Origin of the sequence: Rhizobium johnstonii 3841, from assembly GCF_000009265.1 — a bacterium.
In the GTDB taxonomy this organism is placed as follows: Bacteria; Pseudomonadota; Alphaproteobacteria; order Rhizobiales; family Rhizobiaceae; genus Rhizobium; species Rhizobium acaciae.
In genome coordinates this window covers 937,669-950,648 of sequence record NC_008380.1, presented here as the reverse complement: position 1 = coordinate 950,648, position 12,980 = coordinate 937,669, and the positions used below count along the sequence as shown (strand labels likewise).

Genomic DNA, 12,980 nt, shown 5'->3' with positions numbered 1-12,980 from the left:
GAGAGATCGCAGTGCTGCTGCAACATTTCCGGCCTGACGGGGGGTGAAAACGTTTGCAAAGGTCTCAAGGATGATCTTCCCATGCCAATTCTCGCGAAATAGGCCGAAGATGCAGGCATCTCCCGAAATGAGGCCGATCCGAATACCCCTTAAAAAGCCGTTGCCGTTTGTCCAAAAGCCCCTATAAATCCGCGCTGCAATTAAAGCGCGCCCGGCGATAATTTTTCGCCAATAGACGAGGCCGGAGCGCGGAAGGCGATACGTGAACGTTCGGCTTCGAGGGGCTCCGGTTACGGAGGCCAGATGGCCGTGGCAATAATCGCCGGATGAAGCGCGGGCATCATGCCCGCTGCTGCGTGATCCTGTTTCTTTGTGTTTGCCGAGCGTGCGGCGGGAGCCGCATCCGAACGGGAGAACGCCTTGTTTAAGATCGCCAGAGCCAATACAGCCGTACCTTTGACGCCCGGCTCGTTTGATGACGCCAATCAAAATCACGAGATGTTGGCGCAGTTTTCCGTTTCCGAAGCCTGGACTGGAGATTTTTCGAGCGGCATGCTCCGTCTCGGCGAGTGGAGCGCGATGCTGCACGGCCTCGCCGCACAGGAATGCGGACTGCTCAGCCTGATCCGCTGCTATGATGCCAAGGACCGCAGCCACATATTGGAGCTGTTCGAGCAGGCGGCGACGCTCTGCTCCTCCTTCTGTTTTTCGACGACGATCATCATGCCGAACGGCTTTCGCCAGCCGCTCTTCTGCATGGGCGAGTCCAACGGTCTGGAAGAAAAATTCAGCGGCAGCATGGTCGGCGTCTTCGTATTTCCGCGCTTCAAGCTGGAAGGCGCAAAGCAGATATCAAGCCGGCGATAGGCCGGAAATCAAGATAAAAGGCCGCATCGAGGGCGGCCTTCGTGCTTTCCGGCGATCCGTTCGCTACTCCGGCTTGACCGGTATGTTGAGGCCCCTGGCACTTGCCGGACGAGCGATGCAGCGCTCCAGCCAATCCGAGACGGCGGGGAATTTCGTGTATTCGAGAACCTCGCGGCCGCCATAGAAAATATCGGCGCCGCGAACCCAGGTGAAGGTGGTGATGTCGGCGATCGTGTACTGGTCGCCCATGATCCACTGACGGCCCTTCAACCGGTCTTCGAGCACACCGAGCAGGCGTTTGGATTCATCGCGATAACGCTCCACCGGGTAGGAATTGTTGGCGACCTTGTCGGCGGCAAATTTGTAGAAATGGCCGAACTGGCCGAACATCGGGCCGATGCCCGCCATCTGGAAAAACACCCACTGGATGGTTTCATATCGGCCGGCGGCATCGGCAGGGATGAGCTTGCCGGTTTTTTCGGCGAGATAAAGCAGGATGGCGCCGGATTCGAAAAGGCCGATCGGCTTTCCGTCCGGACCGTTCGGATCGATGATCGCCGGAATGCGGCCGTTCGGGTTCAGAGATTCGAATTCCGGCGACTTCTGCTCGTTGGCGGCAAAGGAAATATAATGCGGCTCATAGGCAAGGCCGAGTTCTTCGAGGGCGACGGAGACCTTCACCCCATTCGGCGTCTGCAGGGAATAGAGCTGGATGATGTCGGGATTTTTCGCCGGCCAGCGCGTCGTGATCGGAAATGCGGAAAGATCTGCCATCGGATTCTCCATGTTGGGCGCCGACCATAAAAACCGGGCCCGACAAAGGCAAGCAGGCGGCGGCCAATGCATGTCGCCCAAAAGTGTGCAGCGGTTTTGGGACAACGACATGCATGAGAACAAAAGATCCAAGCGCGTCGCATGAAAGCAGTCGAACGCGACGCGCTTTGGAGATCGTTCGATATTAGTGAACGAAGTGTCCGCTTCCGTTTATCTTTCCACAACGCAAGAAAAGAGCGACATAGAGGCATCCGAGGTCGAACCGGTGCCGGGGCACCAAGATCTCCAAAGTCCTTGAAACGGAGACAACGTCCATGTCGAACAACGTCATCATCCTCATTGCCCGTATCCTGCTTTCCTTCATGTTCATCTTCGCCGGCTTCGGCAAGGTGACCGATCCGGCCTCGACCGCAGGCATGATCGCCGGTGCCGGCCTTCCGGCTTCCACCGCGCTCGCCTATCTCGCCGGCCTCTTCGAACTCGCAACCGGCATTGCCGTGCTCGTCGGCTTCCAGGTCCGCATCGTCGGCTGGCTGCTCGCCGTCTTCTGTGTTTTCACCGGCCTCGTCTTCCACCTTGCGCCGGTCAACGTTCCGGATTTCCCGGCTGCGGCTAACGGCTGGATCAACGGCCTGAACTTCGTCAATCTCATGAAGAACATCACGCTCGCCGGCGCCTATATCATGCTCGCCACCAACGGCGCAGGCGCCTACTCGCTCGACGCCCGCCGCGGTGCCTACGCGGCTGCGTAACGCCAGCAGACATCCTCCCGGACATACAGAACCCGCCGTCATCAGACGGCGGATTTTTCTATGCTTTTATGACTGAGATCAGAGGGCGGAGCGCACTGCTTCGATGATCGCCTGCACAGCGGGTTCGCCGGCATGGCCCTCCTTGCGGGCGCGCACCAGGCAGGCCTGCGAATGCAAGATGACGCCGTCCTGGAGCACCTTCAGGTGGTTGGCGCGCAGTGTCGAGCCGGTGGAGGTGATATCGACGATGATATCGGCCGAGCCGGAGGCGGGAGCGCCCTCGGTGGCGCCCAAGCTTTCGACGATGCGATAAAGCTGGATGCCGTGCTGGCTCGAAAAGAACTGCTGGGTCAGCCGCCAGTATTTGGTGGCGATGGCCAGGCGCCGGCCGTGGCGGGCGCGGAAATCGGCGGCAACGTCGACGAGATCGGCCATGGTGTCGACATCGAGCCAGATCTCCGGCACGGCAACGACGACATCGGCATGGCCGAAGCCGAGGCGGGCGCAGAATTCGACGCGCTTGTCGACCTCGGCAAAACCCTCCCGCATCAGATCCTCGCCGGTGACGCCGAAATCGACGGTGCCGTTGCCGATTTCACGGGAGATTTCGGAGGCCGAGAGGAAGGCGATTTCCACATCGTCCCAGCCTTCAACGCGGCCGCGATAAGAGCGATCGTTGCCGACCGCAGAAATCGTCATGCCGGCACGTTCGAAGATCGCCGAAGCGTCTTCCTTCATCCGGCCCTTGGAGGGAAGCGCGATGGTGATGGTCATGCGGCTGCCCTTTCGGTTTCGATGCGGTCGAGCCAGAAAGAGAAGCCGACGGCCGGGATGCGGTCCGTCGCACCGAGGAAAGTCAGGAGCCGATCGAAGCGGCCGCCGCCGGCCAGAACCGCGGTCGAGCCTTCCACCGTCACCTCGAAGACGAGGCCGGTGTAATAGTCGAGCGGCCGTCCGAAGGCGGCGCGGTAGTCGAGGCAGGAAAGATCGACGCCGGCATTGGAAAGCGCTGCAACGCGGCCGTTGAAGCGGGAGAGCGCATTGCCGAGTTTCAGGCCGGCAGCATCGGCGAAACCGGAAAGGGCCGCGGACGCATTGACGAGCGGCACGTCGAGCGACAGGAACTCTTCCAGCACATGGAAGGCGGCATCGTCGAGGCGCGTTTCGGACAGGATGAGCTTTTCCTTGAGCCGTCGGGCGATCTCCAGGGCCGAGCGGCCGGCATTCGTCGAATAGCCGGTCTTCTGCATCTCGCGCTCGAGATGGGCGACGAGCGCCTGCTCGTCGCCGGAGGCGACAAGCCTGGCGATATCATCGTCCAGCCCGGTGACGAATTGCGGGCTGACGAGGCTGGCAAGCAGTGCTTCCAGCTGGGTCATATTGCCGAAGGCGTGGATCAGGCGCTTCTGCCAGCCGAGCGGCAGGCCGAGCGCCTGGACGACAGCCTCGAACACAGCCTGGTCGCCCAATGTCACGGCTAAGTGCCGGCCCGGCAGCAGGCGGGCGAGAATGCCGGTGGCATCGCCGATGGCGCGGGCGTCGGCGTTTGACAGGTCGATATCGCCCAGATCCTCGATGCCGGCCTGATAGAATTCATTGGCGCCGTCGCGACGCTGGCGGAAAACCTCGCCGAGATAGGCATAGCGCTTCGGTGTGCCGGTCGCCGTCTCGATGTGGCGCAGACAGACGGGAATGGTGAACTCGGGACGCAGGCAAAGGCTGGCCCCGGTTTCACTCTCCGTCATGAAGATGCGGCGGCGCAGATCCTCGCCGGCGATATCAAGGAAAGGTTCGGCCGGCTGAATGACAGGCGTATCGATGCGCTCGGCGTTGCGCTCGACGAATTCGGCGATGAGGTCGTTGGCGAAGTCGGGGAGATTGATCAGGGGCATTGGCTTGACTTCCCTCTTCTCCCCAGCGGGGAGAAGATGCCCGACAGGGCAGATGAGGGGGATGAGGAGTGTAAACGACGAATGTCCTGAGCGGCGAGCGAAGGACAGCTTCTGCCGTGATGCCCCCTCATCCGACCCTTCGGGCCACCTTCTCCCCGAGGGGAGAAGGGGAGATTCCTCTCAAGCGTTCTCATCAGTGTCACCGACTTGGGCGGGATCATATGGAAGTGCGAAGCCGTAGGCCGCTCGCTTCCGATCCTCGGCCTGCGCAGCAAGGATCTCCCTGACCTTGGCCACGAGGTCGGCTTCCGGCGCCGTTTCCTGTGCCACGCGCGCTTCGCGCCAGCTGGCATTGTCCTCGATCTCGCCGGAGAGCCGCTTGCCTTCGATCAGATCCTTGATCTGCACGACGCTTGTCGCACGTTCGTCGCCGCCCTGGATGATGGCGACGGGGCAGCCGCGGCGATCGGCATATTTCAGCTGGTTGCCGAACTTCTTCCAATTGCCCTGGAACATCTCGGCGCGGATGCCGGCGGCGCGCAGTTCCTGCGTCATCTTCTGATAGCGGCCCATCGCCTCGACATCGCCGTCCATGACGGTCACCAGCACCGGCTCGATGACCTCGCTGGCGCCGAGCTTGCCGAGGTTCTTCAGCGCCGTCATCAGCCTGGAGACGCCGATCGAAAAGCCCGTCGCCGGAACCGGCTGGCCCATGAAGCGGGAGACGAGGCCGTCATAACGGCCGCCGCCGCCGACCGAACCGAAGACGACCTTCTCGCCCTTTTCGTTGGTGACGTCGAAGGTCAGTTCGGCCTCATAGACCGGGCCTGTATAATATTCGAGGCCGCGCACGACGGAGGGGTCGATCTTGATGCGGTCAGGGCCATAGCCGGCGCTGGTCACCAGCGCACCAATGAAATTCAGCTCCTCGACGCCTTCGCCACCCCTGGCGGTTCCCGCAACCAACTCGGCGAGACGGACAGCGCTTTCGCCATAGTCCGTGATGCCGACAAAGAACAGCACCTTGTCGATCTGCTCCTTGTCGAGACCGGCGCCCTTGGTGAAGTCGCCGGATTCATCCTTGCGGCCGGGACCGAGCAGCAGGGCCACTCCCTCCGGGCCAAACTTGTCGAGCTTGTCGATGGCGCGCAGCACGTTGAGCCGCTGGCCGGCCTTGTCGTCGCCGCCGAGACCGATCGCCTCGAGCACGCCATCCAGAACCTTGCGGTTGTTGACGCGGATGACATAGTCGCCGCGCTTGATACCGAGGGCTTCCAGCGTATCGGCCATCATCATGCACATTTCGGCATCGGCCTGAACACCAGGCGCGCCGACGGTATCGGCATCGAACTGCATGAACTGGCGAAAACGGCCCGGTCCCGGCTTCTCGTTGCGGAAGACGTAGCCGGCGCGATAGGTGCGATAGGGCAGCTGGATCTCGTTGAAATTCTCAGCGACATGACGGGCGAGCGGCGCCGTCAGGTCGTAACGCAGCGACATCCATTGCTCGTCATCGTCCTGCAGCGAGAACACGCCCTCGTTCGGCCGGTCGCTGTCGGGCAGGAACTTGCCGAGCGCATCGGTATATTCGAACAGCGGCGTTTCGAGCGGATCGAAACCATAATGCTCATAGACTTCCCGGATCTTTGCCGTCATCTCGTTGACGGCGCGGATATCGCCGGCCGTCCGGTCGACGAAGCCGCGCGGCAGGCGGGCCTTGAGCTTTTGCGGTTTCTTCTGCTTGTCGTTCATTTCCGGCAATTCCACTGACTGTGACAGTGGCGGTTTCCTAGCGGATTGGGCGGGGAGCGGCAAGGGCGAAGGCCCTTGATCTCAAGACCGGAATCGATTGAACGAAGAGGCATCCATCAGAAATGCGGATATGCTCATGATCACCGAGGCGCTTCTCTATGCCGCGACCTTGCCGCTGACCGGCAAGCCGCATCGAAAGTTCATCCGCTATTCCGTCAATCTCTGGTCGCGGGCCGGGCGCTGCGCGGCGGATTGGGCCGAACATGAGGAGATGAGCCGGAAGGCGATCCTGGCGGCAACTGCCGGCCTCAAGCAGAAGCGGACCGCCGTCGTCCTCGGCTCCGGCCTGTTGCGCGACGTGCCGATCGAAGTGCTGGCGCGAGATTTCGACACCGTCGTCCTGGTCGATCTCGTTCATCTCGCCTCGGCGCGCCTGTGGCTATCGGCCAAGTTCTATCGCAATGTCCGGCTGATCGAGCGCGATCTTTCCGGCTACGACGACCTCGCCGCCGGCCGCGAGCCGGAACCGCTCGGCTTCCTGCGCAATGTGCCCTATCTCGATTTCGTGGTTTCCGCCAACCTGTTGTCGCAGATCGGCCGCGGCGTGAAACGGCGCCATGAGGCCGAGGCCGGGCGAATGCCTGAAGACACGGTGGAAAGGCTGGTCTCGGCACATCTGACCGGACTGTCGGGGCTTCCCTGCCGCAGCTGCCTGGTGACCGACATCGCCTATGCCGTCATCGACCGCAACGGCAAGACGCATGAAGTGGCCGACCTGCTGCACGGCGTTTTACCGCCGCCGGCAAAAGCCGCCTGGACATGGCCGGTGGCGCCGCTCGGCGAAGAGAGCAAGGATTATAGGATCGAGCATAAGGTCATGGCTGCTTGGTGATCAGGATGTGACCGCCGGTCACCTTGGCTTGTATCCAGCATTCGCCTATAAAACAGCATGCGCACGCTCGCTCTCATCACGATGTTGCTCGGCTGGCTGGTCTACAGCGTCATGTCAGCATGGGCAGGCTGTCCGACATGCGCGTCGATGAATGCAGCCGCCATCGAAACCGGCATGCATCATGAGATGGCAGGCATGGACATGCCCCAGATGACGGAGAAGGCCGCTCCCTCGAAAGACCCCTGCGCCGCCGGCAACGCCGCACATATGCCGCTTTGCGCCGCCTGCCTGCTGTTGCCGCCGACAGTGACGGTCATGGATGGCGGAAAGTCCATTTTCGCCTATCCCGCCCCGGCGCTTGCCCGCGCCCTCGACGACGACAAGCCAGTACCGCAGCCGCCCCCTCCCCGACTGTCCTGAGAAACGCCTATCCATGCAGAATGGGCGGCCCGGCTGCCTGGAAGACCTATTGTCAGACAGAGGAAGGAACTCTCATGTCTTCGAAAATCATCACCCTCACCGCAATGCTCGCCATCATTGCCGCTCCCGTGCTTGCCGAAGACAAGCCGATGGACATGAGCAAGCCGATGGGCAACCACGATGCGGCGAGCCACGCCTTCAGCGAGGCGAACGCCAAGATGCACAAGGATATGATGATCGAATATAGCGGCGATGCCGATACGGATTTCGTCCGCGGCATGATCCCGCATCATCAGGGTGCGATCGATATGGCCAGGATCGAACTGCAATACGGAAAAGATCCCGATATCCGCAAACTCGCCGAATCCGTCATCAAGGCACAGGAAACCGAGATCGCCGAGATGAACGCCTGGCTCAAGGCCCACGGCAAGTAGTCGATCGTTGATGGAAAAGGGGAACGCCGGAAATGTCAGGCGTTCCCCAAGACTTATGTTGGCGAGGTCAGTCCTTCGGCTCGAAATCGGCCGGCCGGCGGCCGGCGCCCTGTCGCGCCAGCATCCAGCCCGGATATTCGGGCGCAAGCGCGCTCACCTCGTCGAGCTTCGTCATATCGTCTTCATCGAGCTTAAGCTTGACGGCGGCAAGGTTCTGGTCGAGCTGGTCGACACGCTTGGCGCCGATGATGACTGTGGTGACGAAAGGCTTGGCGAGGATATAGGCGAGCGCCACGGTGGCGACGCTGACGCCGTGTTTTTCGGCGACTTCGCGCATGACGGCGACGCAGGCCCAGGCCTTGTCCTTGTCGACGGGCGGGAAATCGAAACTGGCGCGGCGGCCTTCACCATTGCCGGGCGCGCCGGGGCCATATTTACCGGAGAGCAGACCGCCGGCGAGCGGCGACCAGACCATCAGGCCAAGCTTCTCTTCCTGCATCATCGGCACGATGTCGCGTTCGAGATCGCGGCCGGCGATGGAGTAATAGGCCTGCACGGTTTCGAAACGGGCAAAGCCCCGGCGTTCGGAGAGGCCGAGCGCCTTGGAAATGCGCCAGGCCTGCCAGTTGGAGACGCCGATATAACGCACGAGGCCGCGGGAAACCAGATCGTCAAGAGCGCGCAACGTCTCCTCGATCGGCGTCACCGTATCGGTCGCGTGGATCTGATAGAGGTCGATATGATCGGTCTGCAGGCGCTTGAGGCTTGCCTCCACCGAATCCATGATGTGACCGCGCGAGGCGCCGCGGTCGTTCGGCTTGTCGCCCATGACGCCGTAAACCTTGGTGGCGATGACGACGTCCTTGCGCGGGATGTCGAGGTTCTTCAGCGCCTGGCCGAGCAGCCTTTCGGACTCGCCGGATGAATAGACGTCGGCCGTGTCGATGAAATTGACGCCGGATGCAAGCGAGCGCTCGACGATCCGGTCGGCGGCATTCTGGTCGACGTCGGCGATGGCGCCCCACATACTGCCCTGTTTGGCTTCGCCGAAGGTCATCGTGCCCAGGCAGATTTCCGAGACGAAAAGTCCCGTATTTCCGAGTTGATTGTAACGCATGGTCGAAAAATTCCTTTGTGTCTGCCGCAAGAGGGGCTTGCGAACTCAAGAACTTCATTTTTTGATTATTGGCCTGCATATGACAGGCACAGCCGTGGCTGGCTGCAAAGTGAGGCGATTTTCATGTAGTGCGGCGGCGGCGCTTTTCAACGCCGTAGCGGAGGCGAATGCCCTTGTCTCGACACAGGCAGCCGATAGATTGCCGGCCATATTTTAAGAGGTGCGCATATGACGACGCGACCACTGACCACGATCGGCTTCGATGCCGACGATACACTCTGGCAGAACGAACAATATTACCGGCTGACGGAAGCCCATTTCACCGGGCTTCTTGCCGATTTCGCCGAAGGACCGAAGATTTCCGAACGGCTGCTGGAGGCCGAAAAACGCAACCTTCGCCATTACGGCTTCGGCATCAAGGGCTTCACGCTGTCGATGGTCGAAACCGCGATCGAGATCACCGAGGGTAAGGTTCCGGCGAGCGTGATCGCCAAGATCCTCGATACCGGCCGCGACCTTCTCAACCATCCGGTCGAGACTATGCCGCATGTGCGCGACACGCTGGAAGCGCTTGCCGGCAAATACCTGCTTGTCATGATCACCAAGGGCGATCTCTTCGATCAGGAGCGCAAGCTTGCCCAATCCGGGCTCGGCGACTTCTTCGATGCCGTCGAGATCGTCTCCGACAAGACGGCAGTCACCTATCGCCGCATCTTCGCCAAGGTCGGCGACGGGCCGGAACGGGCGATGATGGTGGGCAATTCGTTGAAATCGGACATCGTGCCGGCAATCGCCGCCGGCAGCTACGGCGTCTTCGTGCCGCACGAACTGACCTGGGTGCTGGAACATGTGGACGAGCCGAAAGAGGCGCCGCGTTTCCGCAAGATCGACCACCTCGGCGAATTGCGCGACCTGATCGACCGGCTCGGCTAAGCCGGGCGCTACCTCTGCCTCATTGCGGTTTCGGCGGGGCCTTCGGGAACAGCGAGGGGCGCTCCGGCTCGGCCGGCGGTTTCGGCTGCTGCGGGGCAGCCGCCAGCGGCTCGATCAGGATGCTGAAGGGAGCGCCGAGGCCGCGGCGCGGCGAAACCTTGGAATAATAGGGACGCAGCAGCCAGGTGGCGTTTTCCTTGATCGTCGTCTCGAAGCTCAAGCCGTCCTCGTCGGTGCCGAAGAAGGCCTCGTCATCGGGTTTCGACAGGTCGAAAATCGCCAGGAAGGCAAATTTGCTCTTGGTGGAAAAACTGATCTTCAGGTGCTGGCCGGCGCGCACCGGCAGCGTATAGACATGGCCATTGCCGAATTTCGTCCAGCCCTTCAACTGCATGGTGACAGCAGGGAATTGCAGCTTCTCCAGCTTCTCGCCGGGGTCGAGTTGCGGCGTCTGCGCCATGGCGGAGACCGTCAGGAGGAAAAGGGCGGCGGCGGCGATCAGAGTTCTCACGGAATCATCTTTCATGGGCGAACCAGAGCGGTGCGCATCGACTCGACCTCGGGCCGACAGAAGCAGCCTTCCAGATGATCGTTGACGAGACCCATCGCCTGCATGAAAGCATAAACTGTGGTCGGGCCGACAAAGGTCCAGCCGCGTTTCTTCAGATCCTTCGAAATGACCATCGATGTCGGCGTCGTCGGATTGGCGATGATATGCTCGCGGTCGACCACCGCCGGCCGCTCGTTATGGCCGGGCTCGTAGCGCCAGAAATAATGGGCGAGCGAGCCGAATTCATCCTTGAGCTCGATTGCGCGCTTGGCATTGTTGATGGTCGAGACGATCTTGCCGCGATGGCGGATGATGCCCGCATCGGCAAGACAGCGAGCAACATCCCCTTCGCCGAAGAGGGCGACCTTGTCGAAATCGAAACCCGAAAAGGCGGCGCGAAAATTCTCGCGTTTGCGCAGGATCGTCAGCCAGGAAAGACCGGACTGGAAGCCTTCGAGGCAGATCTTCTCGAACAGGCGGATATCATCGGTGACAGGGCGGCCCCATTCCTCGTCATGATACCGGAGATAGTCGGGCAGATTGGCGTGCCAGTGGCAGCGGCTCCTGCCGTCCTCGCCGATGATGATGCCTGTCTCGCTCATGATCCTTCATTCTGCGGGGGTCCGCTTCGTTCTCCGGGCTTTGATTCCGGCTTTACCATTTGCAAACCGTCTTTCCAAACCGAACGGTAACCCTGACGAAAAGTTTATCCGGCCGGTCGGCTTTTCATGAATCGATCTTTACCATTCGCTGGCGGATTGGGTGGCAGCGTCATTCACGCGCGGAACATCTCCGCCCCGGGCGGACATGTCCCGCCAGTGCATTTTCGGTCATTTGTAGAGAGTTCGTCCGATGATGAAACAGCTTGTTCTTGCCGCAGCCCTCTTCGGCATTTTCTCCACGGCCGCCCTTGCAGACGACCGCTACGCCACCCGCCCGCCCGTCGTGCTCAGCCCCGATCTGACCGCGCCCTGGATCAACCAGTTGGGCGGCGGCAGGGTTCGTCCCGTCGTCTATCAGCGGCCGGTCATCCAGCCGCAGCAGCGCGGCCTTTTCCAGCGCCGGATCATCCGCCGGGCGCCGCAGGTGTCACCGCAGACCGTTTCGGCGATCAATCCCGGCATCCCGTCGATCCGCCGTCCGATCGAGCCGCAATACCTGCCGCAGATGGTCGATTACGACACCACGGAAAAGCCCGGCACGATCGTCATCGATACCAACAACCGCTTCCTCTATCTGGTGATGCAAGGCGGCAAGGCGCGGCGCTATGGCGTCGGCGTCGGCAAGCCGGGCTTCGAATGGGCAGGCGCCCACAAGATCACCCGCAAGACCGAATGGCCGGATTGGACACCGCCTTCCGAGATGATCAGCCGCGAAGCCGCCAAGGGCCATTATCTGCCGGCCCGCATGGACGGCGGGGCGGAAAACCCGCTCGGCGCCCGCGCCATGTATCTCGGCTCGACGCTTTACCGCATCCACGGCACCAACGCGCCCTGGTCGATCGGCAGCGCCGTTTCCTCCGGTTGTATCCGCCTGCGTAACGAAGACGTCGTCGACCTCTACGACCGCGTCAATGTCGGGACCCGCGTCATCGTCATGTAACGGCGGCGCAATACTTGCAGCGCCGCGCGTCTTTTCTGATCCGCAAACAGCGCTGGAACCTTTAAATTGCTGCATAATTTTTCCTTAAGTCGATTCCGATTTGGGGATAAATTATGCAGTGGGAGCCGCAAGAACATCCGGCTCCCCTTCTCCAAAAATGCTTTATCCGGCCACACCGATCTTGAATCGGGCAGAAGTTCATGTAGCTTCGAGCGGATTTGCTTGAGGGGAATCGATCATGATCAAACTAATGCCGGGTCTGGCTGCTGCCGGACTTGTCCTGTCCTTGATGTCCACATCCGCCTTTGCTGCACCCGCCGGCTCCGCGTCCGACAATGCCCGGCGCCCGGCGCAGATCGTGCGCGTGGCGCAGATGCCGAAATATGTGAAGCCGCAGTTCAAGCGCAAGAAAGTGCGCCTGGTAACGACGGAGGCCGCCGGCACCGTCATCATCGATACCAACAACAAGTATCTCTACCTCGTCGAAGGCAACAACCGCGCCACCCGCTATGGCATCGGCGTCGGCCGCGACGGCTTCGGCTGGTCGGGGGTCGTCAAGATCGGCCGCAAGGCCGAATGGCCGAGCTGGACGCCGCCGGCGGAGATGCGCCGCCGCGAAGCCGCCAAAGGACATATTATTCCTGCGTTCCAGGAAGGCGGCGAGGACAATCCGCTCGGCGCCCGCGCCATGTATCTCTACCAGGGCGGCCGCGACACGATCTTCCGCATCCACGGCACCAATCAGCCCTGGACGATCGGTCTCAACATGTCTTCTGGCTGCATCCGGATGATGAACGAGGATGTGACCCATCTCTATGATCGCGCCGCTATCGGCACCAAGGTGATCGTCATCGGCCCCGGCAACAGGCAGGGCAAGGTGGCATTCGAGGACAGGGGCATCGACGTGCTGCGCACGATGTTTGGCGGCTGAGCAACACTTACCAAAAAAACGAAAGGCGCATTTGATGCGCCTTTTGTTTTGCTTGGACTTTGCG

General features: G+C 61.2%; 15 protein-coding genes. 8 read left to right on the top strand and 7 right to left on the bottom strand.

Annotated features, from left to right (window positions below; translation table 11 throughout):
* Nucleotides 1-420 precede the first annotated feature (420 nt).
* Nucleotides 421-867, top strand: coding sequence for a hypothetical protein (locus RL_RS04615; protein ID WP_011650627.1), 447 nt, complete (start codon nt 421-423; stop codon nt 865-867).
* A gap of 63 nt (nt 868-930) precedes the next feature.
* On the opposite strand, the gene RL_RS04610 is transcribed toward RL_RS04615, so the two are convergent.
* On the bottom strand, nt 931-1,641 hold the full coding sequence (locus RL_RS04610) for a glutathione binding-like protein (protein ID WP_011650626.1): 711 nt from the start codon (nt 1,639-1,641) through the stop codon (nt 931-933).
* 314 nt (nt 1,642-1,955) lie between these two features.
* Here RL_RS04610 and RL_RS04605 point away from each other — a divergent pair, with 314 nt between their 5' ends.
* Complete coding sequence (locus RL_RS04605; RefSeq protein WP_011650625.1) at nt 1,956-2,393, top strand: DoxX family protein; 438 nt, start codon at nt 1,956-1,958, stop codon at nt 2,391-2,393.
* A 78-nt stretch (nt 2,394-2,471) separates the two neighbouring features.
* Here RL_RS04605 and hisG read toward each other — a convergent pair whose 3' ends face one another.
* From hisG to hisS, 3 genes are all read right to left on the bottom strand, one after another.
* Nucleotides 2,472-3,167, bottom strand: coding sequence for an ATP phosphoribosyltransferase (gene hisG / locus RL_RS04600; protein WP_011650624.1), 696 nt, complete (start codon nt 3,165-3,167; stop codon nt 2,472-2,474).
* Nucleotides 3,164-4,285, bottom strand: a complete 1,122-nt coding sequence (locus tag RL_RS04595; RefSeq protein WP_011650623.1) for an ATP phosphoribosyltransferase regulatory subunit — start codon at nt 4,283-4,285, stop codon at nt 3,164-3,166. The genes hisG and RL_RS04595 overlap by 4 nt, the downstream gene beginning before the upstream one ends.
* 180 nt (nt 4,286-4,465) lie before the next feature.
* Complete coding sequence (hisS, locus tag RL_RS04590) at nt 4,466-6,037, bottom strand: histidine--tRNA ligase (protein ID WP_011650622.1); 1,572 nt, start codon at nt 6,035-6,037, stop codon at nt 4,466-4,468.
* A gap of 130 nt (nt 6,038-6,167) precedes the next feature.
* On the opposite strand from hisS, the gene RL_RS04585 reads away from it, so the two are divergent.
* The 3 genes from RL_RS04585 to RL_RS04575 all read left to right on the top strand — a co-directional run bounded on the left by RL_RS04585 (nt 6,168) and on the right by RL_RS04575 (nt 7,783).
* Nucleotides 6,168-6,929, top strand: a complete 762-nt coding sequence (locus RL_RS04585) for a hypothetical protein (RefSeq protein ID WP_011650621.1) — start codon at nt 6,168-6,170, stop codon at nt 6,927-6,929.
* A gap of 57 nt (nt 6,930-6,986) precedes the next feature.
* Complete coding sequence (locus RL_RS04580) at nt 6,987-7,349, top strand: hypothetical protein (protein WP_028743744.1); 363 nt, start codon at nt 6,987-6,989, stop codon at nt 7,347-7,349.
* A gap of 74 nt (nt 7,350-7,423) precedes the next feature.
* On the top strand, nt 7,424-7,783 hold the full coding sequence (locus tag RL_RS04575; protein ID WP_028743745.1) for a CopM family metallochaperone: 360 nt from the start codon (nt 7,424-7,426) through the stop codon (nt 7,781-7,783).
* 67 nt (nt 7,784-7,850) lie between these two features.
* On the opposite strand, the gene RL_RS04570 is transcribed toward RL_RS04575, so the two are convergent.
* Nucleotides 7,851-8,900 carry an aldo/keto reductase gene (locus RL_RS04570; protein ID WP_011650619.1) on the bottom strand — a complete coding sequence of 350 codons (1,050 nt, stop codon included), beginning with the start codon at nt 8,898-8,900 and terminating at the stop codon, nt 7,851-7,853.
* A 228-nt stretch (nt 8,901-9,128) separates the two neighbouring features.
* Between RL_RS04570 and RL_RS04560 the strand changes: the two genes are divergently transcribed.
* Nucleotides 9,129-9,833 (top strand): HAD family hydrolase, encoded by a 705-nt coding sequence (locus RL_RS04560; protein WP_003545777.1) that lies wholly within the window; start codon nt 9,129-9,131, stop codon nt 9,831-9,833.
* Nucleotides 9,834-9,852: 19 nt separating this feature from the next.
* Here RL_RS04560 and RL_RS04555 read toward each other — a convergent pair whose 3' ends face one another.
* Nucleotides 9,853-10,359 (bottom strand): hypothetical protein, encoded by a 507-nt coding sequence (locus tag RL_RS04555; protein ID WP_041936178.1) that lies wholly within the window; start codon nt 10,357-10,359, stop codon nt 9,853-9,855.
* A complete protein-coding gene (locus RL_RS04550) occupies nt 10,356-10,985 on the bottom strand; it encodes a DNA-3-methyladenine glycosylase I (RefSeq protein ID WP_011650617.1) in 630 nt (209 codons plus the stop codon). Before RL_RS04550 ends, RL_RS04555 begins: the two co-directional genes overlap by 4 nt.
* Before the next feature lie 250 nt (nt 10,986-11,235).
* Here RL_RS04550 and RL_RS04545 point away from each other — a divergent pair, with 250 nt between their 5' ends.
* The gene (locus tag RL_RS04545; protein ID WP_003545770.1) at nt 11,236-11,985 is read left to right on the top strand and encodes a L,D-transpeptidase; all 750 of its coding nucleotides are present in this window, start codon (nt 11,236-11,238) and stop codon (nt 11,983-11,985) included.
* 238 nt (nt 11,986-12,223) lie between these two features.
* Nucleotides 12,224-12,916: a L,D-transpeptidase gene (locus tag RL_RS04540; RefSeq protein ID WP_011650615.1), complete on the top strand. Its 693-nt coding sequence runs from the start codon at nt 12,224-12,226 to the stop codon at nt 12,914-12,916.
* Nucleotides 12,917-12,980 lie beyond the last annotated feature (64 nt).

Coding starts and splice junctions, on each gene's coding strand:
- hisS (WP_011650622.1), bottom strand. CDS start 6,037: ATGAACGACAAGCAGAAGAAACCGCAAAAGCTCAAGGCCCGCCTGCCG.
- RL_RS04570 (WP_011650619.1), bottom strand. CDS start 8,900: ATGCGTTACAATCAACTCGGAAATACGGGACTTTTCGTCTCGGAAATC.
- RL_RS04580 (WP_028743744.1), top strand. CDS start 6,987: ATGCGCACGCTCGCTCTCATCACGATGTTGCTCGGCTGGCTGGTCTAC.
- RL_RS04560 (WP_003545777.1), top strand. CDS start 9,129: ATGACGACGCGACCACTGACCACGATCGGCTTCGATGCCGACGATACA.
- RL_RS04610 (WP_011650626.1), bottom strand. CDS start 1,641: ATGGCAGATCTTTCCGCATTTCCGATCACGACGCGCTGGCCGGCGAAA.
- RL_RS04555 (WP_041936178.1), bottom strand. CDS start 10,359: ATGAAAGATGATTCCGTGAGAACTCTGATCGCCGCCGCCGCCCTTTTC.
- hisG (WP_011650624.1), bottom strand. CDS start 3,167: ATGACCATCACCATCGCGCTTCCCTCCAAGGGCCGGATGAAGGAAGAC.
- RL_RS04550 (WP_011650617.1), bottom strand. CDS start 10,985: ATGAGCGAGACAGGCATCATCATCGGCGAGGACGGCAGGAGCCGCTGC.
- RL_RS04545 (WP_003545770.1), top strand. CDS start 11,236: ATGATGAAACAGCTTGTTCTTGCCGCAGCCCTCTTCGGCATTTTCTCC.
- RL_RS04540 (WP_011650615.1), top strand. CDS start 12,224: ATGATCAAACTAATGCCGGGTCTGGCTGCTGCCGGACTTGTCCTGTCC.
- RL_RS04575 (WP_028743745.1), top strand. CDS start 7,424: ATGTCTTCGAAAATCATCACCCTCACCGCAATGCTCGCCATCATTGCC.
- RL_RS04585 (WP_011650621.1), top strand. CDS start 6,168: ATGCTCATGATCACCGAGGCGCTTCTCTATGCCGCGACCTTGCCGCTG.
- RL_RS04595 (WP_011650623.1), bottom strand. CDS start 4,285: ATGCCCCTGATCAATCTCCCCGACTTCGCCAACGACCTCATCGCCGAA.
- RL_RS04605 (WP_011650625.1), top strand. CDS start 1,956: ATGTCGAACAACGTCATCATCCTCATTGCCCGTATCCTGCTTTCCTTC.